Annotated in this window: 19 protein-coding genes; 9 read left to right on the top strand and 10 right to left on the bottom strand. The window is 30.5% G+C overall.

The annotated features are described in order from the left end of the window. Positions 1-2: 2 nt before the first annotated feature. Positions 3-452 (bottom strand): GNAT family N-acetyltransferase, encoded by a 450-nt coding sequence (locus E4J94_RS04010; RefSeq protein ID WP_135834565.1) that lies wholly within the window; start codon positions 450-452, stop codon positions 3-5. Between the two features lie 90 nt (positions 453-542). Between E4J94_RS04010 and pdxR the strand changes: the two genes are divergently transcribed. Both pdxR and E4J94_RS04020 read left to right on the top strand, forming a co-directional pair. Further along, positions 543-1,991, top strand: coding sequence for a MocR-like pyridoxine biosynthesis transcription factor PdxR (gene pdxR / locus E4J94_RS04015; RefSeq protein ID WP_135834566.1), 1,449 nt, complete (start codon positions 543-545; stop codon positions 1,989-1,991). Positions 1,992-2,184: 193 nt separating this feature from the next. Then, positions 2,185-2,556 (top strand): hypothetical protein, encoded by a 372-nt coding sequence (locus E4J94_RS04020; RefSeq protein ID WP_135834567.1) that lies wholly within the window; start codon positions 2,185-2,187, stop codon positions 2,554-2,556. A 71-nt stretch (positions 2,557-2,627) separates the two neighbouring features. Here the strand turns inward: E4J94_RS04020 and E4J94_RS04025 are convergent, their stop codons facing one another. Beyond that, positions 2,628-3,209 (bottom strand): DUF5715 family protein, encoded by a 582-nt coding sequence (locus E4J94_RS04025; protein ID WP_135834568.1) that lies wholly within the window; start codon positions 3,207-3,209, stop codon positions 2,628-2,630. 43 nt (positions 3,210-3,252) lie between these two features. Then, a complete protein-coding gene (locus E4J94_RS04030; protein WP_135834569.1) occupies positions 3,253-3,897 on the bottom strand; it encodes a DUF5715 family protein in 645 nt (214 codons plus the stop codon). Positions 3,898-4,158: 261 nt separating this feature from the next. Between E4J94_RS04030 and E4J94_RS04035 the strand changes: the two genes are divergently transcribed. From E4J94_RS04035 to E4J94_RS04045, 3 genes are read left to right on the top strand one after another with little or no spacing between them, the layout of a single operon-like run. Further along, the gene (locus tag E4J94_RS04035) at positions 4,159-5,034 is read left to right on the top strand and encodes a carbon-nitrogen hydrolase (RefSeq protein ID WP_135834570.1); all 876 of its coding nucleotides are present in this window, start codon (positions 4,159-4,161) and stop codon (positions 5,032-5,034) included. Next, entirely contained in the window at positions 5,034-5,741 is a 708-nt protein-coding gene (blaEBR, locus tag E4J94_RS04040; RefSeq protein WP_135834571.1) for an EBR family subclass B1 metallo-beta-lactamase, read from the top strand. Before E4J94_RS04035 ends, blaEBR begins: the two co-directional genes overlap by 1 nt. A gap of 2 nt (positions 5,742-5,743) precedes the next feature. Beyond that, the gene (locus E4J94_RS04045; protein ID WP_135834572.1) at positions 5,744-6,805 is read left to right on the top strand and encodes an agmatine deiminase family protein; all 1,062 of its coding nucleotides are present in this window, start codon (positions 5,744-5,746) and stop codon (positions 6,803-6,805) included. Between the two features lie 338 nt (positions 6,806-7,143). Here E4J94_RS04045 and dinB read toward each other — a convergent pair whose 3' ends face one another. The 7 genes from dinB to E4J94_RS04080 form a co-directional block, all read right to left on the bottom strand. Then, the gene (gene dinB / locus E4J94_RS04050) at positions 7,144-8,223 is read right to left on the bottom strand and encodes a DNA polymerase IV (RefSeq protein WP_135834573.1); all 1,080 of its coding nucleotides are present in this window, start codon (positions 8,221-8,223) and stop codon (positions 7,144-7,146) included. Between the two features lie 18 nt (positions 8,224-8,241). Continuing rightward, positions 8,242-10,509: a cation:proton antiporter gene (locus E4J94_RS04055; protein WP_135834574.1), complete on the bottom strand. Its 2,268-nt coding sequence runs from the start codon at positions 10,507-10,509 to the stop codon at positions 8,242-8,244. Between the two features lie 137 nt (positions 10,510-10,646). After that, the gene (locus E4J94_RS04060) at positions 10,647-15,680 is read right to left on the bottom strand and encodes a DUF4132 domain-containing protein (protein WP_135834575.1); all 5,034 of its coding nucleotides are present in this window, start codon (positions 15,678-15,680) and stop codon (positions 10,647-10,649) included. Between the two features lie 22 nt (positions 15,681-15,702). Next, the gene (locus E4J94_RS04065) at positions 15,703-16,140 is read right to left on the bottom strand and encodes a hypothetical protein (protein WP_135834576.1); all 438 of its coding nucleotides are present in this window, start codon (positions 16,138-16,140) and stop codon (positions 15,703-15,705) included. Positions 16,141-16,291: 151 nt separating this feature from the next. Further along, positions 16,292-17,173, bottom strand: coding sequence for a tyrosine-protein phosphatase (locus E4J94_RS04070; protein ID WP_135834577.1), 882 nt, complete (start codon positions 17,171-17,173; stop codon positions 16,292-16,294). Positions 17,174-17,206: 33 nt separating this feature from the next. After that, positions 17,207-17,914, bottom strand: coding sequence for a class I SAM-dependent methyltransferase (locus E4J94_RS04075; protein WP_135834578.1), 708 nt, complete (start codon positions 17,912-17,914; stop codon positions 17,207-17,209). Positions 17,915-17,952: 38 nt separating this feature from the next. Further along, the gene (locus E4J94_RS04080) at positions 17,953-18,930 is read right to left on the bottom strand and encodes a YpdA family putative bacillithiol disulfide reductase (protein ID WP_135834579.1); all 978 of its coding nucleotides are present in this window, start codon (positions 18,928-18,930) and stop codon (positions 17,953-17,955) included. A 143-nt stretch (positions 18,931-19,073) separates the two neighbouring features. Between E4J94_RS04080 and E4J94_RS04085 the strand changes: the two genes are divergently transcribed. The 4 genes from E4J94_RS04085 to E4J94_RS04100 are packed head-to-tail and all read left to right on the top strand — an operon-like array spanning position 19,074 to position 25,254. After that, positions 19,074-19,667, top strand: coding sequence for a TetR/AcrR family transcriptional regulator (locus tag E4J94_RS04085; protein ID WP_135834580.1), 594 nt, complete (start codon positions 19,074-19,076; stop codon positions 19,665-19,667). Beyond that, positions 19,668-20,981, top strand: a complete 1,314-nt coding sequence (locus E4J94_RS04090; RefSeq protein ID WP_135834581.1) for a TolC family protein — start codon at positions 19,668-19,670, stop codon at positions 20,979-20,981. Between the two features lie 13 nt (positions 20,982-20,994). After that, positions 20,995-22,065 carry an efflux RND transporter periplasmic adaptor subunit gene (locus tag E4J94_RS04095; RefSeq protein ID WP_135834582.1) on the top strand — a complete coding sequence of 357 codons (1,071 nt, stop codon included), beginning with the start codon at positions 20,995-20,997 and terminating at the stop codon, positions 22,063-22,065. Between the two features lie 12 nt (positions 22,066-22,077). Beyond that, entirely contained in the window at positions 22,078-25,254 is a 3,177-nt protein-coding gene (locus E4J94_RS04100; protein WP_135834583.1) for an efflux RND transporter permease subunit, read from the top strand. Positions 25,255-25,688: the final 434 nt, after the last annotated feature.

The raw sequence follows: 25,688 nt of genomic DNA on the forward strand, positions 1-25,688 counted from the left end.
CTTTATTTTTTCCACCAATGATAATAATTGTGTGCTCCGTCGTATTCAAAATCGCATCGAGGATATAATTGATTCCCGATATCGTTTGTTTTTTCGGTTTCTAACATCAATCCGCAAGCGCCGGTTTCTTCGCACCATTTTTTGCTTCGGTCAATCAACGCAACTGATAATCCTTTTCCTCTGTAATCGGGATGTACGAACAAGTCGCTTAGCAAAAATTGTTTTTGCAATTTGGTGTAATGAAACAATTTGTAAAGTTGCACGAAACCAACCGCTTTGTTTTCCCAAAATACTAAAAATATATCAGATTCGCTATTTAAGAATCGTTCTTTCAAGAATTGTTTACCTTTTTCAACATCCGATTCTTGTCGGTAAAAAATGCGATAAAGATTGAATAATTCGGCTGTTTCGTTTAAGTCTTCTAAACTTGCTTTTTTAATTTTAAAATCCATTGTTTTTCGTTGTTTTAATTGAACAAGACAAAAGTATTTTATAATTGGACTATATTTGTAATCCAGATTTTAGTTAAGAAGTAGTCCAGTATGTTTCCATTCGAGCGCATTATTCAAATAGATAAAAACAGTAAAATTCCCATTTACAAACAAATTGCATTTTCTATAATTGATGCAATTAGAAACGGAATGTTAAAAGCGGGAACGCATCTTCCAGGAAGTCGTGAAATGTCGAAAATGGTTGGCGTTCATCGAAAAACGGTTATTGCAGCTTATGATGAATTAAATGCACAGGATTGGATTGTGATTGTTCCTCGAAAACATGTTTCGGTTTCGGATCGAATTCCGCTTTTAGAACCAAAAAAATGGAATATTCACGATTCTAAAACGTCTTATGAACATTCATTTGAACTGCCATTCAGATCAATAAATAATCAAATCAACACAAACAAATCTTCGATTATTCCTGAAATTATCATAGACGACGGACATCCCGATGTACGATTATCGCCGATTGATGAGCTTTTGAAAACGTATCGTTCATACACTTCAAAAAACTATTCCATCAAAAATGCACATATCGGAACAGATCAAGGAACTTTACGTTTGCGGGAAGAATTGGCGAAGTTTTTAGCCGAAACCAGAGGATTGAATATTTTGCCTAAAAATTTACTGATTACGCATGGAGCACAAATGAGTATTTATCTTGCAGCGCGTTTGTTGTTAAAATCGAATTCTAAAATCATTGTCGGAAAACCCAATTATCCTGTTGCAAATAATACGTTTTTGGAAATAGGAGCTAAGCTTGTTGAGGTTACTGTTGACGAAAATGGACTAGATGTGGATGCAATTGAAGCGGTTTGTAAAAAGGAGAAAATTGCTGCGGTTTATGTAATTCCGCATCATCATTATCCTACAACGGTTACGTTGAGTATTGAACGCCGAATGAAACTTTTACAGCTTTCGCAACATTATTCATTTGCGATAATTGAAGATGATTACGACTACGATTATCATTATACATCGTCGCCTTATTTACCTTTGGCGAGTGGAAATCACAACGGAAATGTGATTTATATCGGTTCTTTTTCCAAGGTTTTAGATCCGTCTTTGCGAATGGGTTTTATGGTTGCACCCGAAAATTTTATTCAGCAATGTGTTGCTCTTAGAAAATTGATTGATGTTGGTGGCGATGGTTATATGCAAAATGCTTTGGCAAATTTGATTAAAGATGGCGAACTGAAACGACATCTTAAAAAAGCGAAAAAAGTATATCATTTCCGCCGAGATTTTCTAGATAATTTATTGAAAGATAAACTTCAAGATTATATTGATTACACGCTTCCTTCAGGCGGAATGTCGGTTTGGATTCGTTTAAAACCAAAATACAAAGTATTGGAATTAACTAAAATTCCTCAACTAAAAATCATTCGGATTAACGAAGAACAAAACGCTTTCCGATTTGGATTCGCTTCTATGAACGAACAAGAATTAGAAACCACCGTTTTGTTGATTGAAAAAGGATTGAAGAGTTTGTGATAGATTTCTATATGTTTGAATAATTTTGAGAGAAAATTATAAGATATTAAGAAAAATGAGAATATAAGCAGAACCATGATTTATTATATAGGCCGATAATAATAAAAAAAGGCTATCTTTACGATAAAATATTATTGTAAAACCTAAAACAACCAAAATTATGACAAAAAAAGTTGCATTTTATTCTTTCGTAATGTTTGCCATTACTCTATTTTTTAGTGGATGTAGTAGTAATGACGACGATGGCACAATAAGTAAAGGCTCAGCATCTGCTGTTGTATCAGGAACTTACAGAGGTGCATATGATTCTAAAGAATTTGATAAACTTCTGTTTATTGAAGACTTAGGAAATAATAAAATTCGAATGAGTGGTAATGATAGAACTCCAATTGAAATGGAAGTTCAATTCGTTTCTGAATATACAGAAGATAAGGATGTTATGCATAAATCGGGAGAATTGGCTGGAGTATTTATTTATACTGCTGGTAATAAATCATTAAAATTCTCAGGAAGAAGAATCCAAGAAGACCAAAAACTTATATTCTTTTCAGGAAAGAAAGAATAGATAATATTAATTTATTAAACTGATAAAAACCACAATGTATTATACATTGTGGTTTTTTTTATATGTGAAAATTAATAATTCCGAATTATAATATGAAAACATCTAATTTTAGATTCTTTAACATAATAAATTTTACCTGTTTTTACATATGTTTTTAATATTTGTTCTAGCTCTTTTTCGAGTTTAGAATCAGGTCTTATTTTATGATTAAATCTTACATAAGAAATGTCAAAAGCAGCACCAAAATTATGTGAACTATCATTAGAAGACGCATTTTTATTAATTCCTCTTAACCTATTTTGGTCATGGAGTGTTCTTGTCATAGAGGTTACAACAAAAAAATTTTGTCCAGTATTCTTTACAAAATCTCGTGCAATATTTGTCAAAATATCTCGACCTTTTGGAATAAGATATGAATGACTATGTGTTAAATCACCAACTCGCCAACCATAACCTCGTTGTTTTATTCTGACCAATTTTCCTTGATTGATGTATTTATTCAACTTTTTATCGCCATCAATTAGCTCAAGTTTATGAGATTTTGCGGCATTCAAATGCTGAACATATTCTTTAGAAGGTTCTATAGCAACTCGCGATTGAGAATAACCAATAAAAGAACAGCAAGTGAAAAACGTGATTAGAGCTTGTTTCATGATTGAATCCTTTCCTACAAAAATAGAAAAGAACTTTTATAAATTACATTGTTGTTGATTTAAATTGATCAGGATTTTTTACTGTTACATGAAAACAATGCTGTCTATATTCTTTAATATAATAAATTTTACCATCTTCTTGTAATTGTTTTAAAATCGCTTCTAAATTATCACGATGAGTTTTGTTATAGGTATATTTATTATTGAATTTAGTATATGACAAATCAAAAGAAGCTCCATAATTGTGCGAACTTTCTCCTTTTGCAGCATTACTATTTACTCGTCTTAAACTTGCTTGACTTTCTTCAGATCGAGTAAGAGAAGTTACTGTCATCGTCGCATTATTTTCTTCATAAAATTTAGAAGCGATTCGTTCTAAAACTGTTTTAGCTCTACTATTTAAAAAAGCTTTACTATGTGTTAGTTTCTCTATTGTGTAACCATTTCCTTCTTCAGGGATAGCAACTAATTTTTTCATAATAACTAGTCCATCTATATCATCAAAACTCTTAACCATAGGAATGTTAAAAGATTCTGCTGCTATTAAATGATCATTGTAAGTTATTTTTTTTGTAGAAATAGCGGTAGCTGAGGATGCAGAATTTTCTGCAAGAATATAACTTTCTTGACTTTGAGCTGAAATAAAAATTCCGCAAAAAAGACAAGAAAGGGCAATTAATTTTTTCATGTTATAAATTATTACCAGACAAAAATATAGGTTACAGTTTAATAAAGACTTGTTAAAAATTATAATATTTAGGTAAACTTTTTTAAAAATTTTCTTAAATCTGTTCTCAAAATAGCATTATTAGATAGATTGATAGAAATTTAAATTTCATCTCATTTGAACATAAAATATTCTTAAATATAAATTCTAATAGATTAAATCCTACTAAATTCGCTATTTTTGTAATTATTATTCATTTTTATTTTTAGACCTATTTATAAAATGGCAAAAGTTAAAGTTGGAATGGTACAAATGACTTGTACTAATAACAAACAAGAAAATTTAAACAAAGCAATCGAGCAAGTAAAAGTAGCAGCCGCAAAAGGTGCTCAAATTGTATGTTTGCAAGAATTGTTTACTTCATTATATTTCTGTGACGTCGAAGATTATGACAATTTCGATTTAGCAGAAGCAATTCCTGGTCCATCGACAGATGCATTATCAGTTGTAGCAAAAGAATTGGGTGTTGTGATTATCGCTTCTTTATTCGAGAAACGTGCGCAAGGTTTATATCATAATACAACAGCAATTTTAGATGCTGATGGAAAATATTTAGGAAAATATCGTAAAATGCATATTCCAGATGATCCTGCATTTTATGAGAAATTTTATTTTACTCCAGGAGATTTAGGTTACAAAGTATTTGATACTAAATTTGGAAAAATTGGAGTGTTAATTTGTTGGGATCAATGGTATCCAGAAGCTTCTCGTATTACAGCATTGATGGGAGCAGAAATTTTATTTTATCCTACTGCGATTGGTTGGGATACGACGCAAGATGAAGAAACAAATCAAGATCAATACAATGCTTGGCAAACAATTCAGCGTTCACATGCGGTTGCGAATGGAGTTCCAGTTATTTCTGTAAATCGTGTTGGTTTTGAGCAAGATGGTGCGATGAAATTTTGGGGAGGTTCTTTTGCGACAAATGCGCAAGGAAAATTGTTGTACTTAGCAACGCATGATAAAGAGGAAACAGAAGTGGTCGAATTGGATTTGAATGAATCTGACTTTTTCCGTAAACACTGGCCTTTCTTAAGAGATCGCCGTATCGATTCTTATCAACCAATTACAAAACGTTTTTTAGACGAAGATTAATGAAGAAATTATTTTCACTTATCGCATTGATAGGAAGTTTTACGTTTGGTCAAATAAAACCAATTCAGATTGATCCAATTAATAACAATTTATTTGTTTATCAAACATTCAATTCGTTTAATGGTGTTGAGTATAATGCAAATTCGATGTATTTGGTAACGAATAAAGGAATCGTTTTGTTTGATGTTCCTTGGCAAAAATCGCAGTATCAAGAATTAAATGATATGTTGCAAGAAAAGTATAATTTGCCAGTTATCGCTGTGTTTGCAACACATTCGCACGATGATAGAGCTGGAGATTTGAGTTTTTATAATGATTTGAATATTCCTACTTATGCAACATCTTTAACTAATTCTAAATTGAAAAAAGAAGGAAAAGCAACTTCTACGTTTGAAATTGAGTTAGGGAAAATATACAAATTTGGTAACGAAAAATTTGTTGTTGAATATTTTGGAGAAGGACATACTTCTGATAATGTTGTGGTTTGGTTTCCGAAATATAAAGTTTTGAATGGAGGTTGTTTGATAAAAGGTGCTGACGCTGTAAATTTAGGTTACACAGGCGAAGCTAATGTTGCTGAATGGCCAAAAACAGTACAGAAATTAGTTGCAAAACATCCAACGATTAAACAAATTATTCCAGGTCATGATAATTGGAAAGTTACTGGACATATAGAAAATACATTTAAACTTTTAGAAAAGAAATAAAATTGAACACTATAGATACATCAAAATTCCCGAAAGATTTAGGATATAGATTTCCTGCCGAATGGGAAGAACATGAAGCAACTTGGTTGTCTTGGCCGCACAAAGAGGAATCTTGGCCAGATCGTATTCAATTAATTTATCCAGCTTATGCTGAATTTATTGCTGAATTATCGAAAGGTGAAAAAGTTCGTATTAATGTAAAAGACGAGGAAATGAAAGCGTTTGCTTTGTCTTTTATCGAAAAAACGAATGCTGATTTGTCACAAGTTGAGTTTTATTTCAACGAAACAAATGATGCATGGTGTCGAGATCATGGTCCTGCATTTCTATTAAATAAAAACAATCCTGATAACCCAAAAGTTATTGTAGATTGGGGATTCAATGCGTGGGGAGGGAAATATCCACCTTTCGAAAATGATGATGTTGTGCCAACAAAAATTGGTGCAGAATTTAATCTTCCTGTTTTTAATCCTGGAATTATTATGGAAGGAGGTTCGGTAGAATTTAATGGAAAAGATACCTTGATGACATCAAAATCTTGTTTATTGAATGAAAATCGTAATCCAGAATATTCGCAAGAGCAAATTGAAGAATTTTTAAGAAATTATTACGGTGTTTCGCAAATTTTATGGGTAGAAGACGGAATTGTTGGTGATGATACGGATGGACACATTGATGATACAATTCGTTTTGTGAATGAAGATACAGTTTTGACAGTTGTTGAAACAGATGAATCGGATGATAATTACGAGTTATTGCAAGTTAACCTTCGTCAATTAAAGGAAATGAAATTGGAAGATGGCCGTTCATTGAATATTATCGAATTACCAATGCCAGATGCAGTTTATTGTGAAGGTGAGCGTTTACCTGCTTCTTATGCAAATTTTTATATTGCCAATAAATCCGTAATTGTTCCAACTTATCGTTGTGCAAAAGATGCGATTGCTTTAGATATTATTCAGAAATGTTTCCTAGATCGTAAAGTTGTAGGAATTGATTCTACGGATATTATTTGGGGATTAGGATCTTTTCATTGTTTAAGTCAACAAGAACCTAAGATTTAGATAATATAATAATGATATAAAAAAGCTGAGTACTCTTAACTCAGCTTTTTTTTGTAAAGGTTGTAAGTTGGTTAGATATCAAATAGTTTATCTTAGTATAGTTGTTGGTTAGTAATTAAGCTTAAAGTCTTACTTGAATTTTTATTAAAGACAAATATCTTTGGTTTTTATTAAAATATGAAATTTTAACCATCAACAAAGTGACTACAAAATAAGAAAAGAGCTATACAAAATATCTACAATAAAATATTTTTAAGTATTTAAATAAAAAGTATTTTATTGATTATTAGTTTTATATGATTCGTTATTTCGGAATTTGGCTTTTATAATATAGAAGATTATATAATTTCTGTAAAAGGTATTTCTAATTGAATACCTATTTTTTTGTGATTATTCTCAAGATTGGAAATAGAAATACCTAAAAGTCGAACAGGTTTGTGAGATGAATAACCTTCAGTTAATAAATCATAACAAATTTGATCAAAAAGATCTCTATTTTTAATTGGGAATGACGCTGATTTACTTTTTGTAGTAACCGAAAAATCATTGTATTTTATTTTTACAGTAATTGTTCTCCCGTAAATATTTGTTTTTAAAGACCAATTCCAAACGTCTTCCATCAAAGGAAATAAGGCGATTTGCATTTCCTCTAAAGTTACTAAATCTTTATTAAAAGTTGTTTCAGAACCAGATGATTTACGTAGTCGACTAGGGTTTACTTCTCTAAAATCTAAACCACGAACAATATTATAATAATATTGGCCAGATTTTCCAAATTCTCGTAAAAGCTTTTCTAAGTCTAATTTTTTTAAATCTGAACCAGTATAGATTCCCATCATTTGCATACGTTCTGCAGTTACTTTTCCTATTCCATGAAATTTTTTGATAGGAAGTTTATCAATAAAGTTTTCAGCCATCTTTGGAGTTATTACATAAAGACCATCAGGTTTATTATAATCTGAAGCAATTTTGGCTAGAAATTTATTAAAAGAAACACCTGCAGAAGCTGTTAAATTTGTTCGTTCTTTTATTTTTTGTTTAATTTCATTTGCGATATCTGTTGCAATTTCAATGTTTTTGTGATTATTTGTTACGTCTAAAAACGCTTCATCTAAAGATAAAGGTTCAACTAAATTAGTATATTCAAGAAATATTTCTCGAATTTGATTAGAGACTTCTTTATAAACTTGAAATCGAGGTTTTACAAATATTAATTGAGGACATTTTCGTTTAGCAATAACTGAAGACATTGCAGAACCTACACCAAATTTTCTTGCTTCATAACTAGCTGTTGCAATTACACCACGCTCTTCACTACCTCCTACAGCAATACACTTTCCTCTTAACTCAGGGAAATCACGCTGTTCTACAGAAGCAAAAAAAGCATCCATATCGATGTGAATAATCTTACGTTGCATGATGTAAAATTACTTCCTTTATTTTAAATTATAATCTTGTATAAAAGTTTTTAAGTTTTTCTTATCAGCTACAATTGTTAGATAATCGCCTAATTTTATTTCAACATTTCTATCAGGATTATGAATAGTTTCTCCGTCTCGTTCTATAGAAACTATAATTCCTTTTGCTGTATCTTTTACCCAACCAATTGATTTATGTTCTAATTCACAAAAATCTTGTGGAATTACAACTTTGTCCAACGTAAAATTATCAGTGTTTTTTAAATCATTATTTTCAGGAGGAGTTTCTCCAATAATTTGCAAATATTTTTCAAAACGTTGAATATGTTCATCAGTTCCGATAATGCCTATTTTATCAAAAGGATATAAAACAGATTCAGAATTTGGTGTTTGAATTATTCGATCTCCACGTTTTATATAGGCTATGTTTATTTTAAATTTAGTTCTCCAATCTAATTCTCCTAAAGGAACTCCAATAAAATTTGCATTTTGTGGAACAATCATATCAGAAATGTGTGTATTATCCCAAGTATATTGAAATTTTTCTTTTTTTATACGTTCTTCTTTTCTTTTATTAAGAATTTCGCGTTCATTTAGATTATAAATAAATTTTTTCTGAATATAATCGTAAACTTTGTTGAAATATTTTGAAAGAAAATACATGGTAATTAGAAGTCCAATTGTTAAAATAACTGAAGCAATTGTACTTGAAAAAAATTGATTGTAAATAAAAATAACAGCTACAACAACTAATGTAAGACGAATCGAAATAATAGCAATAATAGGAGCTCTATTATAATTAGATTCGTCCCAAAACTCTCTAATTATTTCTCTTTTTGGACGATTGCCAATTATTGCCCAAATGAAAGGAATACATAATATGAAAGTTAAGATAAGACTAACTAAGCTTGCACCAAAATAGCTAAACCAATCTGTAAGTAAGAACAATAAATAACTTTTTACAATTAATGTAATAGCGATAATAATTATTCCATTTATAAAAATTGTAGTAACAGTTTGTTTAATGATCTCTTTCCATTTATTTTCATTTTGAATATGTTGAGTATCTGATGAGTATTTTTCTATTCCTTGAATAATTTTTTGAGGGAGTATTTTTTCTAAAAAAGAATAAACAAAATCAGATGATTTGATTAAATAAGGTGTTGTAAAAGTTGTAATGGCAGAAACTCCAACTGCAACGGGAAAAAGAAAGTCGCTTGTCACTCCAAGAGAAAGTCCTAGACCTGCAACAATAAAGGCAAATTCACCTATTTGAGCCATACTCATCCCAACTTGAACAGATTGTTTTAGAGGCTGTCCAGAGATGATTGCGCCTAAGGTTGTAAAAATTAATTTTCCAATAATTGTTAATAATGTAACAATCAGAATTGCCCATTTGTGTTCATACATAGAAATAGGATCAATCATCATTCCAATAGAAATAAAGAAGATTGTAGCAAATAAATTTTTTACAGATTGAAAGTTATGTTCAATTTTTTCAGCATAAATAGTTTCAGCTAAAATAGATCCCATGACAAAAGCACCTAATTCTATAGAAAACCCAGCACTATCAGCGATATAAACCATTCCAAGACATAGACCAATAGAAATAATTAGTAAAGTTTCATCATCTAAATACTTTTTTATAGAACGCAAAAATGTAGGAATAATAAATATTCCACCAATAAACCAAGCAGCTAGGAAGAAACCTAATTTTACAAAAGAATTTATCATTTCGGTTCCATCAAAATGTTGGCTTACGGCCATTGTGGAAAGCATTACCATTAGTAATATGACAACAATATCTTCTACAATTAAAATTCCGAAAACTACATTAGCAAATTTTTTTCGTTTTAAACCTAACTCATCAAAAGCCCTAATAATAATAGTTGTAGAAGAGCTTGCTAACAAACCTCCGAGAAAAATACTATCCATAGTAGACCAATTCATAAATCGACCAACGAAATAACCGACGGTTACTATGCATATAATTTCGACAATCGCAGTGATAGAAGCAGAGCCACCAACATTGAGAAGTTTTTTGAAACTAAATTCAAGACCAAGACTAAAGAGAAGAAAAATAACACCAATTTTTGCCCAAATCTCCACATTATGCTCTTCTGCAACGGATGGAATATACTCGAAATGCGGTCCAACTAAAAAACCGGCAATGATATAACCTAAGACAAGCGGTTGGTTGATGCGTTTAAAAATAAGCGTTGTAACAGCGCCTACACAAAGAATTAATCCTAAATCTATAATGAGTTTTGGCAAGTGTTCTTCCATAAATTGCGTTTAATCTCTACTAATTTAAGAATTTTTTAAAAGATAATTAATTGTTCAACTATTGATTAACTTATATCATTATCAATTTTTTTGTAAAAAAGAAAAGCGAAGAGTTTCTATCTCTTCGCTTTTTCTATTTAGTTGATTTCACGTTTTATTTGACTTAAAATAGTTGGATCTTTTATTTCATTATCTTTTGCTAATAATAAAACTTTTGAAATGACCTCTGCAGATTTAGGATCATCATCAGCAAAAGGTAAAAATATTCTACCTCTGTGTTGTGATTGTACAGGTAGAATAGATAAATACAAACCAGGAACTTGATGCACAATAGCGCTTCCTAAATGTACACTATATTCTGCCATTTCACCTTTTATGTAAGCATGACTTCCTTTTGTTTCGACATTTTTCAGTTTGAATAATCGAGCGGTTTCATTTAATAAAACTGTTCGCATTTCAATTGTAGAATGGCTTGCTTCAGGATCGACACCACCAACATGAGCTACGCTAACAACCAAATCAATGTCACGCATTACTTCTGAGAAAATTCGAGGATTAATTTCTTCGAAAGGAATATTCTTATGTGTTTTCAATGAGTGAAATTCGATAGTTTCTAAAGTTGGACTTTCAACATCTGCTGGCGAGAACCAATCTGCCAAAGCATATAACTTAACTTGATAACCTTCTTTGTGAAAAACCTTTTGCAAACCTTCTTCGTAATCAACTTTCCAACCACGAGTTTTCAATAAAGCTAATGTCTGTTTTGGTTGAACTTGATGTCCAGCATAGCGACGAGAAATAGATTTTTCCTTTAATTCATCAGCTGTAGGAATATATAATTCTCTAAAAATTTGTTTAAAAGGTTGTTTTAGTTTTTGATCAAAACAATAATGTTGATAATCAATCCAAACAGAATTTTGATGTAAATCATAACAATGAGCAATTCTGAAAGTTTCTGTCGAATTAATTGATTGTAAATTTCCTTTTGAATCTTTTAATTGCCCATTTACATAAAATCCAATGGTGTTTTTGCTCGAAATAAGAACCAATTTTTCTAAATGTTTCGAAATGATTGGATGCGAAAATAAATTTTCAATTTCTGAAAATAAAAATTCATCTCCACGAATCATCGCTTCTTCTAAACCTTTTCTTGAACGAGTAAATTGTTCTCGTAATGTTTTACGATAATTGGTTAGTTCTACAACTGCTTTGTCTTTTTTTAATTTTGGTGGAATAGATTTTAATTGCTTATCTCCTTTAAAAGTTACCAAATCTGCTTTTCCATCTTCATCGATAATTAAACCTATTGTTGTACCATCAATTTCGACTTGTGTATCTTTAGATAAAATTTGCTGAACCTGTTGAGATTCCATTGCCCAAGTTAAACGAATAGGATCTGGATAACCTGCATTTCTTGCCAAGTTTTCCAAAGCAACTCGCAAAGCTAAAGCTTCGCTTGTTTGTTTCATCGAACCAAATTCTCTACTTTCTTTTTTGAATTGTTGTAAATATTCATAGCGAGATAAAACATCTTTTTCAGCATTTGTTTTGCTTAATGGAACTAAACCGTAAACACGCAAATAATCTTGATCTCGTTTATCTTTTACTTTGGCTGTAACTTCTCTAATTTTTAAATTACCAGTTAAAGTATCTGCATATAATCTTGCTCTACGATGTCCATTTCCGTCAGAAATATATTTTGCAGCTTCATATAATATTTCCCATCGCGATTTTCCTAATTCTTTATATGCTTTCGTAAACCAATCTTTATCTACTGCACCATCTTTGAAATCTTGAATATCAATTGAAGAGTATTTTGCAACTTCACTTTCTAATTCAGCATTTTCAGCTTGATAACCAGACGTTTTTGTATGAGCGTGCATCCACCAAATTGCCGCGTCTAAACCTTTCCAATCTAAATAATTACTAACTAATTTTTGCCATTGAGGAGCATAAACAGACGCTTCTATTAAACGGCTTTCTGAAATTTTAGCTTTCTTTACTAACTGGTTAAATTCTTCTTGCGTATCAGTTTCTAGCGGTAAACATCGCTTGATTAAGAAACTAAATAACTTCTGTTTTGTGACATCTGTATAACGCCAAGAATAAATATAACCTTTGAAAAGCTTTGCTTTTCCAAGTTTGTCTAAGATTTCTACAAAACGATTTATTCCATAGATATATTCAAAACTTTGAACAAATTGTGTGACAGTTGTACTAGAATCTCCTCGTTTTAGTTCAACATCCAAAAATTTTTCTCGAATATTTTCAATCATTTCAGTTAAGAAAGGGAAATCTTTTTGTAATGTTTCGCTTCCGTGATATTGATAATGTTTTCGCTCACTTGTAATAATGTTAATGCGATCAGGTTCTAGAATACCTTCGTACATTTCATCTTTTGTAATCAAGTTATTTTGATAAGCTAAACAATAAATATAAAGCGGAGGTTTATTCAACTGAATATTTTCAGTTAAACCATTGTATTGACGCCATCTGTAAATATTCCATGCTTTTTGAATATCTCCATTTTTAAGATTATAAAGATTAAATTTATTAAGGAAAACATCAAAAAAACGTTCGTTCTGCCAACCATTCCCGTATTCTTCATTGTAATAGTAATTATTTTCATTACGTTTACTTTGATAGTGAATAACATCTTTTGGTAGATTAGAAAAAATCTGAATAGTACCGTCGATTAAAAAATCATTTGCTTCTTCAAAAGGAAATTTTTCGTGCAAAGCATATAAAATTGTTTTTACAGGATTGTTCCAATAATAGTCTGTTTTGAAAGGATTAGGAATTTTACCTTTGTTATAAAAGACATATTTTTCTAAAATAGTTCGCCAAACTTTTCGATCACATTCTTCTTCTAAAGTCAATAAATAAAGATCGATCGGAGTTAATTTACTTTCGGTATACCAATTTTCCCAAATTGCGTGTAAAGGATAATTAGCAAATTTTTCATCAGCAGTGAAGTTTTGGGTGTTTCGTTTCAAAGAATTAAAACTATTTCCTAACAAATCAGTAATTATACTATTGTTCCAATCTTCATATTCATACTCGTAATCTTTATTTTGAAGGTATATTTGTTTTAACTCTTCTAAATCTTTCAAAATTTCCTCAATAGATTTAGAAAAACCAAAATTATTCTTTTTTGTATGTTTTAGATAAACAGATTTATTTTCTATTTTAGGTAATTCAAAAGGAGTAATGTTGGTTGGATCGTAAATACCAAAACCGTTTTCGATTGATAATATTTCACCAGAACTTTTTGGATCTAATTGTTTTAAAAGAATAGTTTCTTTTTCAGTAATCTTTTTACGCTCATTAAACGATTTCACGCAATCATTTACAAAGTCAGCAGAACGTTTTTGCTTTGTTAATTGCAATAAAATATCCAATCCAGCTAAACGTTGTTCTGCATCTCCAATTTCAATTAACTTTTCAGTAAAAGAAGATACTATTTCATCTTTTTGATTAAGAATTAATTGAATTAAGTTTTTACGTAGATTGGCACTTTTTCGTTTGAATAAATCTTGAATCGAATCAATTTCAGTTTGATTTAATTCTGAATGTTTTAATGTATTTAAAGCAGAAGCAATAATACTTTCGCCTCGATCTTTTATTACTTTTAAAGCGAATTCTCGTTGAAAATCAGAAACCTTTTTTGTTGATTTTTTCTGATCCATGTAATAATAAGAGTAACTATAAAAATCTTTTAAAACTAATCGCGTTAAAGATTCTCGTAATGAAAGACTTAATTGATCAAATTTAGCTAAAATTCGTTCAAGTTTTATTTGATCTTCTCCAATTAAATTAATAGCAACTGAATATAAATCATCTTTAGTGAATTTGGTTGTTAACCAAGAAAAGACTTTGCCTTCGAATGTTTTTTCCTTTTCTTGAATTGTTTCTGCAAGATGTAAAACTTTATCAAAAAGACCAATTAGAGTATCATCGTTAGGAAATTTGAATGATGAAGTTACAGAAATCATTCGTGGTAAAAAGAAAGAGAAAACTTGTAAATTAACTTCGTCTAAAGCTTTATTATAAAGTCTTATTTCTTTTTCGAAGATAGAAGTTTCGCTTGCAAATTTTAAAGCCAAACATTTCTTTTCAGTTGTTCCCTTCTCAAGTAATTTTTCTACATAATTTAATGAAACGTCGATATCTGTTACACCTTGGGACCAAAGTGCCATATAAACTTCGTTGTTATTTTTGCTTTCTATTCCTTTTTCAATCGTTTCAGGATGAGTCAAAAATTGATCAGCAAAAGTTAAAATATTACGAATTGTTGTTTCTTTTTCTGCTTCCCAACCCAAACCTGTCCAAGTATCTACAGCGCGAACAACAGAAGAAAAACGTGCTAATTTTTCATTTATAATAACTTTAATCAAAGATTGTAATGCGCCAACACTTGTTTCGTCTAAGGTTTCGAGAATTGTTTGTCGCAAACCTTCTTGTCGCTGTGCAGAAAGTAAAAGTTTCTCAACCAATTCCCACGCTTCAGGTTTATGAGAATTTAATAAAGCTTTGATAATATTTCGAGAAACTTTTCCTATAGGATCTTTTCCATAAATAATATCTTCCATTAATTGATAAATCTGTTGATTTCCTTCATCTATCATTTCAGACCAAATCAATGTATAACTATCATTAATGCCAATATCAGAAGAATATCTAATTTGCTCAACAATAGGCAAATTGTAATATTTATAACCTTCGGAAGTGTATTGAGAAGGTTTTGTCAATAAATTACGCAAGAAATTGATTTGTTTTACAAGAATATAATCTTTTTGGTGTGGCGCACGAAAAGATCGTCTGTGGTATCCCGATTGATAAATTCGTTCAGACATTTTATTCCAACTATTTTTTACATAAGGAGCTAATTCTTCTCCATAGAAAAGTTCTAATAATTTGTAATACTTTTTTTCTTCCCAGATATTATCAGAAATTAATTCTTTTATTTTTAAGAATTGTTTGGTTCCATAATCAATTTCTCTGTAATATTCTGTATTACCTTTTAGAATTAGTAATCCTAATTCGGCAACTTCTTTTTTGATTGATTTTGGTAAAAGAGATGATTCTAATGATTTTTTGAGTTTCTTTTCAACTTCTTTTGTTTCATTTTTTATAACAAAAGGTGATAAGATTTCAGTAATTGTAGACATAATTTTTTTAGGTTATTTAGTTTTACCAATAGCTTCCTACAAGAAATGTAAGTCGTATAAATGTAAATGATTGATTAGTTGTTAATGAAACTTCTTCAGCTAAATCTTCAAATTGTTGATCACCTAAAAATATAGCAAACATTCCATCTTCAAAAGCTTGAGAAGCTGTTTCTTGTGCTTTTATTAAATTAACTTTGTTTTCATTGTAAATGCTAGAGAAACTGGCTTTTCCCGATTCGATGAGAAGTGGTAAATAATTTTCTTTTGGAAGTTTTTGGACATCTTCGTCTTCCTTTTCTATAGATTTTTGATTGTAATTTTCAACCTGTTGTTGAACGATAAAATGAAGAAGCTCTTGAATAGAAATTGTATCTTCTTCTGTATCAATATTTATTGGTTGTTCAGCTAGAATTGGGTACTTTTTACCCAATTGTTTCACATTAACGTGAATAGTTTTCATTTTGTTTTGTGTTAGTTGATTGTTTTTAAAATTAATGAAAATAACTTATTGTAAAGATTAAATTTTTCCTAAAGTTAACTTGTTTTATAATAAAAAAACTCACTAATTCTGATGAACTAATGAGTTTTTTAAAAATATTTTGAGTAGTTATTTACTTTTTATTGTAGGTAAACTTATTGATATAATAATTTCTTTTTTCGTCGGAAATGTTCAAAATAGTTTTAGTATAATTCTCAAACGAACCATATTTTTTATCTATTTCCTCAAAAGTAGCATTTAAATAATCTTCTTCAATCCAACTTAATTTTTCTAAAACTTTTAAATCTGCTTTAGGAAATATAAAATGCAGGTGTTTAGCCTTGTTTAAGCGTTTTTGAATAAGATCTTTTCGCATGTTGTTTGATAAAAGATATTCTTGATATATAGTTTCATTATCAAATTTCAAAATTTTTAAAATGAAAGCACTTATAATTCCAGTTCTATCTTTTCCTGCGGTACAATGATATAAAATAGGAACGTCAGAATCAAGAATTTCTGTTATAATCGTTTTTATCATATCAGGATTTTCGGTAGGATATTCCTGATAGAATTTTATCATACGATTATAAGCATCATTCGCATTCACTTTACCTTTAAGTACTAATTTTCTAGCTTGATTTAATTGATCTTCTTTGTCTGTAAAAGCTGGATAATGCTGATAATTTATAGTAGGAATGATAATATCAGGTTTTTTAAAAATTTCATATTCTGTCCTAAGATCAATAATTAGTTGAATTTTTAATTGTTTAATCTTTTTTAAATCTTTTAGTTTATGAAGATCTGCACTACGATAAATCAAACTATCTTTCAAAAATCTACCTTGAAGGTTTTTAATATTTCCTAAAGCTCTTAAATTATTTACCTTCTTTAATTGAATTTCTCGATTTGTTGAAAAATCAGAAAATTCGACATTTTCTATTTTATAACTACTACAAGAAAATAAGAATCCATTGAATAAACCTAAAAAAAGATATTTTATAAATTTTACTTTCATTGTATTGTTCAGGTTTTAATTAACTACTAAAAATTAGCTAAAAGTTATTTTTGCAAGATAAGAATCTCCCTCGGTTTTTATTTTTGTACATTTTAGTTGATGATATTCGCACGCATTTTTTAACGTATCAAAATCCAAATACAACCATTGAATAGGTTCTTCTTGCTCGCCTTTATAATGAACCGTAAAATCTAATTCACCATAATAATTTCCATTACTTGGAATCCATTTTCCACCATCTTCGTCTTCATCAAACATATAAATAATGTCGGTTCCATCGATCAAAACTTGACCATTCTCGGTTAATAATTTTTTGATTTTATCTAAGAAAACATTGATTAAAACTAAATTCTGAAAAATCCCAGTTCCGTTCATCAAAAATAGAATCGTATCATATTTTTCAGCATCATTAATTTCAAGGAAATTCTGAACTTTAGCATTTTTAATTCCTCTCAACAAACAAGCTTCAATTGCTTTTGGAGAAATATCAATCGCTAAAACATCTGAACTTTTTTCTTGCAAATAAAGTGAATGAGACCCCGCTCCACAACCAACATCCAATATTTTTCCTTTTGATAAATCCAATGCTTTTTGCTCCAAAATTGGCATGTCATCATATTCTCGAAAAAGATAATCAATTGGCATCACATCCAACTCTGAAATTGATGTTTCGGTATAGAGATCTTCGGGCGAATGATTGGTTTGATAATCTAAAATTGCCTGTCCGAAAAGGTCTTTCATGTTATTTTTATTTTATGTTCTGATTAATACAGAAACTTTTATTCATTATTTTTTGCTAAAATTGCTTCTACAATTTGTTGAGCATGTACGCGCGAATTTTCAATAAACCAAATATTCGTCAACATTCCGCCACAAACAACGCCTGCCAAATATAAACCATCTTCATTTGTTTCCATTGTTTCGGGATTGTAAGTTGGTGTTTTTAATTCATCATCGCTTAAAGTTATTCCACAATTCTCCAAAAATTTGAAATTCGGATGATAACCAGTTAAGGCTAAAACGGTATCATTTTCAATTGAAATATTACCTTCTGGCGTTTTGATATGAACTTGATTTTCATCAATAGATGTAACATTCGAATTGAAATATACTTTAATACTTCCTTCTGCAATTCGATTTTCGATATCTGGACGAACCCAATATTTTAGTCGATGCGTAAAACCTTCTCCGCGAATCACCATTGTCACATTGGCTCCTTTTCGGTAACATTCTAAAGCCGCATCAACAGAAGAATTATTCGCTCCAACAACTACCACATTCTGAAAAGAATAAGGGTGAGCTTCCTTGTAATAATGATGAACTTTTGGCAAATTTTCACCTTCAATATTCATTAAGTTTGGAATGTCATAAAAACCAGTTGCAAGTACGATATTTTTAGCTGAATAATTATTTTTAGAAGTTTTAACTTCAAAATAATTCATTTTAACTTTATTGATCGTTAATACTTCTTCGTAAAGATTTAGATTAAATTTAAAATATTTATGAATGTTTCTATAGTATTCTAAAGCTTCTTGACGACCAGGTTTTGGAGCAATACAATTGAATGGAATATCACCGATTTCTAATCGCTCGGCAGTCGAAAAAAATGTCATATACAAAGGATAATTGTACAAACTATTTGTCAAAGCACCTTTTTCAATAATTAAGTAAGAAAGATTATTTCTTTTCGCTTCTATTGCACAAGCTAAACCAATTGGTCCAGCACCTACAATAATCAAATCATATTGTTCTTTCATTGAACAAATTTACGGATAATCAATTCAGTAATCTTTATGATTTTGTTCAAGTTTTAATAAAAAAATGTTTAACGATTTGGATTAACAAAAAATATTAATAATTTTGTTTGACAATTTTGTTAAAAATAAAAACACACATAAATATGAAAGATGATACAGAAGAATTGATCAAAGAAACAGCAAAAAGAATGTTTTTTGGCGAAGGTAGATTTCATGCAACTACACAAGAAATAGCAGATGAAGCCAAGGTTAATAGAACATTGATTAATTATTACTTCAGATCTCGAAATAATTTGATTAGTATTATTTACGAAGAAGCTACGCGTGTAAGTAATGAAAAGTCTCGTGCAATTTTTGACAGAAATCTTGATATAAAAGAAATGATAGGAGAGTTTATAGAAGATTCTATTGCGACATCAATTGAATATCCTTATTTAGAAACTTATATTGTAACTGAAATGAATAAGAATAATACGATGTGTTCTAAATTAATGAAAGATGATTTGAATGAAGTCGTGTATGTTTTTTATGAGCGTTTAGAAGAAGAAATGGAAAAAGGTACGATTGAAAAAATGGAACCTATTCAATTCCTATTAAATATGATTTCTTTAATCAACTATCCTTTTACAATTCGTCCACTTTTACAATTAGATTTGAAGTTAAGTGATGCTGAATTTAAACGAATTCTTTCAGATAGAAAGGAAATTATTCTCAATACACTTTTTAAAAATAAATAAATGAATAGGCTTAAATTATTACTCTCTTTAGTAATTGTAGGATTTGTAAGCTTTGCAAATGCGCAAGAAATAGTTGCATTAAAAGATGCTGTGAATTTTGCATTAGAAAATAAAGCAGAAGCAAAACGCGCGGACTTAGCAATAAAAAAAGCAGAATATAAAATTGATGAAGCTAGGGCAGGAGCTTTACCTCAGATTAGTGCAGATGCAGGAATGCAGTATAGTCCAATCTTACAACAAATGGTGCTGACTTTTGCAGGACAACAAATGAAAGGAGAAATGAGTAGACCTTGGGTTTCTAATATAGGAGTTAGTGTTTATCAAAACATTTTTGATCAACGAGTTTTCACAGGTCTTAAAGCAGCAAAATCAACGCGAGAGTTTTATCAAGTTAATGCAGATTTAACAGATGAACAAATTATAGAACGTGTTGCTAATGCTTATTATCAGGTTTTTATTCAAGAAGAAAAATTAAAAACGATAGAGAAAAGTTATGAAAACACAAATAAAGTTCGAAATGTAATCAAAAGTTTGGTTGAGAATGGATTGGCTAAGCCAATTGATTTGGACCGAATAGTTGTGCAACTAAATAATATATCTTCTTCTCGGCAACAATTGATAAATGCAGTTGACATCAATAAGAATGCATTAAAATTTTATATGGGTTATCCGATAGAACAATCTATTCGTTTAACAGAAGAAACAATTACACCAAATTTAGCTTTATTAGAAGACCAAATTGATGTGGAAAATAGAACAGAATTTAAAGTTTTATCAAAACAAAAGGAATTATTAGGTTTTGCAAAAGAAGCGGAAAGAGCAAACCTTTATCCAACAGTTGGCTTATCTGCAAATTATGGTTATGCAGGAATGGGAGATAAGTTTATAACTTCTAAAGATTATTTTTGGTCAGATTTAGCTTCAGTTGGTTTAAGTGTTAAAGTTCCGATTTTTTCGGGAGGAGCTATAAAAGCAAAAATAAATCAAGCAGAAATAGATTTGTTAGATATCGAAGAACAAATGAATGATACAAAACTTGGATTGAGTTTAGAATATCAAAATGCAAAAGCGCAAATTGAAAACACATTAAAAAGTGTTGATATTCAAGAAGAAAATGTGTCGCTAGCTGAAAAAGTTTTAGTAAACACACAAAATAATTACCAACAAGGTTTAGCAAATCTAACAGAAATTTTAGATGCAGAAAATGCGTTAACAGATGCTCGAAATAATTACTCAAATGCTTTATTAGAATATAAAATAGCTGAAATAGCATTAATTAAAGCAAAAGGAGACTTAAAAACATTAATTCAATAATAGAATCGATTTTATGAAATCAGTAAAAACTTTACTTTATATATTAATTGCAGCCGGTTTAATTGGTGGGGCAATTTATATCATCAAAAATAATAAAGCAAAACAAGAAGAAGAAGTAGCAATTGTAAATTCAAATAATGATGAAGTTGTAGTGAATACAACTAAGGCAAAATATGCAAGTTTAAATGCAGATTATACAGCTAATGGAACATTTGCTCCTTTTCAGGAAATGAGTTTTCCTTCTGAAATTTCTGGACGAATTGTGCGTGTTTTGGTAGATGAAGGTAGTTATGTTTCTGTTGGTCAAACTCTGGCTACAATTAAAAAAGATGCAATTGAAGTAGATGTAACGCAAGCGCAAAATAATCTTCAAAATGCGATTGTAGATAATGAACGTTATGAGAATGCTTACAAAACAGGTGGAGTTACAAAACAACAATTAGATCATTCTCGTTTACAATTAAAAAATGCTAGAGCAGCAGTTTCTGCTCAAAATTTGCGTGTAAGTGATACGAATGTAAAAGCAACAATTTCTGGCGTAATTAATAAACGATATATTGAACCTGGTTCTGTAGTTAATCCAGGATCTCAAATGTTTGATATTGTTAATGTTTCAAAGTTAAAATTACAAGTTACAGTAACAGAAGCTGAGGTTGTCAATCTTAAAGTTAGTCAAACAATCAAAGTCTTAGCAAGTGTTTTTCCTGATCAAGAATTTGCAGGAAGAATTTCTTTTATTGCACCTAAAGCTGATGCTTCATTAAATTTTCCAGTAGAAATTCAAGTTTCAAATAATTCTGGGTTAAAAGCTGGAATGTATGGGACAGCGGTTTTTTCAACAAAAGATGATGTAAATGCAGGGAAAAATGTTTTGATTGTTCCAGCAAATGCTTTTGTAAATGGAATTAGTTCAGGACAAGTTTTCGTAGTAGAGAAAGGAGTAGCAAAATTAACAAAAGTTGTTATTGGAAAAACTATGGGGACTGATATTGAAATTATTAGTGGAATAAAAGAAGGAACTGAAATCGTTACAAGTGGACAGATTAATCTGAAAGATGGAACAAAAGTGAAAGTTGTTAAATAAGAGTAATGTTCTATGAAATTAGCTGAAATATCAATTAAACGACCTTCGATGATTATCGTATTATTTACGATACTTATTTTAGGAGGATTGTTTAGTTACACACAAATGGGATATGAATTAATTCCAAAGTTTGAAACAAATGTTGTTACAATCTCTACTGTTTATCCAGGGGCTTCACCAAATGAGGTAGAGAATTCTGTAACAAAGAAAATAGAAGATGCTGTAGCGGCTTTAGAAAATGTAAAAAAGGTTGAATCTAAATCTTACGAAAGTTTATCAGTTGTAATGGTAACGTTAAATGCAGGAGCAAATGCAGATTTAGCTCTGAATGATGCACAACGAAAGATCAATGCGATTGAAAAAGACTTACCAGATGATGTAGATCCTCCTTCGCTGACAAAATTTTCATTAAGTGATTTACCTATTATTACGGCTGGAGTTACTTCTGATAAATTGACAGAAAAAGATTTGTATGATTTATTAGATAAAAAGATAGAACCTATTTTATCTCGAGTAACTGGAGTAGCACAAGTAAATTTAATTGGTGGACAAGAACGTGAGATTCAGGTAAGTTTAGATCCCAATAAACTAAAAGGTTACGGATTATCTGTGCCTCAAGTTCAACAAGCAGTTTTGACATCGAATTTAGATTTCCCAACAGGAAGTGTAAAAACACGTGAAAATTCTACAATTATTCGTCTTTCTGGAAAATATAAATCAATTGAAGAGTTGAATAATTTGGTGATCTCTTCGAATAACGGAATTCAAGTTCGTTTATCGGAGGTTGCTTTTGTGCAAGATTCTCAGAAAGAAGTAGAAAAAATAGCACGTGTTAATCAAAATTCTGCAATTATTGTCCAAGTTGTAAAGCAATCAGATGCTAATGCTGTAGCCGTTTCTGAATTAATGAAAGGGGCGATTAAAAAAGTTGAAGCAGATTATAATAAAGAAGGACTAAAAATAAAGATAGTAAATGATACATCTGATTTTACTTTAGCAGCTGCCAACCATGTAATATTTGACTTGGTTCTAGCAGTTATTTTAGTAGCAGTTGTAATGCTATTGTTTCTGCATAGTATTCGAAATGCTGTTATTGTAATGGTTGCTATTCCTGCGTCTTTAATTGCAACATTTATTGGAATGTACTTAATGGGATATACCTTGAACTTAATGTCATTACTTGGTTTATCTCTTGTTGTGGGGATTTTAGTGGATGATGCGATTGTTGTATTAGAGAATATCTACCGTCATATGGAAATGGGAAAATCTAAGATTAGAGCTTCTTATGACGGAGCAAAAGAAATTGGATTTACCGTAACCGCGATTACATTAGTTATTGTAGTGGTATTTTTACCAATTGCAATGAGTACAGGATTAGTAGCCGATATTATTGCACAATTCTGTGTTACTGTGGTTATTGCAACATTGTTATCCTTATTGTCATCGTTTACAATTGTACCTTGGTTATCGTCTCGTTTTGGTAAATTAGAACATATTACAGGAAAAAATATATTCGAAAAATTTATTCTTTGGTTCGAGAAACAATTAACAAAATTCACGCATTTTATTTCAAATATGTTAGAATGGTGTTTAAAATCTACAGTTCGAAGAATAGGTGTTTTTGTTGGGGTTTTTATCGTTTTATTTGGAACAATTGCTATCCTAATAGGAGGAAAGTATATTGGAGGAGAATTTTTTCCGAAAACAGATAAAGGTGAGTTCTTAGTTCAGATGGAATTGCCAAAAGATGCAACAATCGAAGAGTCAAATTTTGTAACGCAAAAAGCTGAGAAATTTTTACGTGGTAAAAAAGAAGTTGTTGATATGATAACAACAGTTGGTCAAAGTTCCGAAGGATTTGGAGCGGCGCAAGCAACAGCTTATAAATCGGAGATTGATGTTATTTTAAATGATAAATCAGAACGTGAAGACAATTCATTTATTTATGCAGCAAAAGTAAAACGCGAATTAGAAAAAGAATTGGTTGGAGTAAAAGTGAAAACTGTTCCAGTTGGTTTGATAGGAGCTGAACAAGCACCAATTGCGTTGGTTGTTACTGGTTCTAATTTAGAAAGTGCTATGAAATTTGCTGAATTAGCAAAACACGAATTAGAACAAATCAAAGGTTCTTCGGAAGTGAAATTGACAACAGAAGAAGGTAATCCTGAAATTAATGTGCAGGTTGATCGTGATAAAATGTCAGCCTTAGGATTGAATTTGCAAACTGTTGGTTTAACCATGCAAACAGCTTTTTCTGGAAATACAGATGGGAAATTTCGTGCGGGTGAATATGAATATGATATTAATATTCAATACAATGATTTTAATCGTTCTAATATTGATGATGTTCGAAGCTTAATTTTTGTGAATGATAAAGGACAACAAATCCGATTAGATCAATTTGCAACGGTTATGCAAAGTTCAGGTCCAAGTTTCTTAGAACGTCGAGATAAAACGCCTTCTGTAACAGTGCAAGCACAATCGGTTGGTCGTACAACAGGAGATATTGTAACTGATTTCAAGGAAAGTTTGAAGAAAATTGACAATAAGAAACCAACTGGAGTTTCTTATGTTTGGGGTGGAGATGAAGAAAATCAATCCGAAGGTTTTGGTACTTTAGGTTATGCATTGTTAGCTGCGATTATCTTGGTTTATTTGGTAATGGTTGCTTTGTACGACTCGTTTATTTATCCTTTCGTGGTATTGTTTTCTATTCCATTATCATTAATCGGAGTTTTCGTAGTTTTAGCATTAACAAACAATTCATTGAATATCTTCACGATTCTCGGAATGATTATGTTGATTGGTTTGGTATGTAAAAATGCAATTCTATTGGTTGACTTTACGAATCATAGAAAAGAAGCAGGTGAAACTACTCACAATGCTTTGGTACAAGCCAATCATGCACGTCTTCGTCCAATTTTGATGACAACAATTGCAATGGTTTTCGGGATGATTCCAATTGCATTAGCAGAAGGAGCAGGGGCAGAGATGAACAACGGTTTGGCGTGGGTAATTATTGGTGGATTAGTTTCTTCACTATTCCTAACCTTAATTATTGTTCCTGTGGTTTATTCATTATTCGATAGTGCAATTCGTCGTTTCTCAAAAGGAGAAAAAGTAGATTATGAAGCAGAAATGGTTGCAGATTATCAAGAAAGGCAAATAAAAGAAGAATGGGAAGAGTAATCTTTCGTTTTTAGATATTTAATCAAACCCGTTCAGTTTTTATTATTTTAATTGATATATAAAAAAATCCTTGTCAAGGTTCTAAACTTAGACAAGGATTTTTTATTCGTTAGAAATTGTTATTTTGCAAATACTATGTTGAACTAAACCTCCGGTAGCTTTCGCTGCGATGATTTCGTACCTTAGTATATTAATATTAAACAATTGATACTATGGTAACTAAAAAAAATCTCCGGAGGAATTAAGAGCGAACAAATACATTAATCGCGCTTGTAGTGAAATTACGGGTTTTTCTGAACTTCTGCAACGTTTTCAGCGAAATATTTCCATTTTAGGCAGAAGCCAGCGTACTTTCGAGAATTATTCTCGGCATGTGGCGGCAATGGCGTTGCATTTTGGAATTCTTCCTACGGAATTACATCCCGAGCAGGTTA

The sequence above is a fragment of the Empedobacter tilapiae genome (genome assembly GCF_004785645.1).
Taxonomy (GTDB): Bacteria; Bacteroidota; Bacteroidia; order Flavobacteriales; family Weeksellaceae; genus Empedobacter; species Empedobacter tilapiae.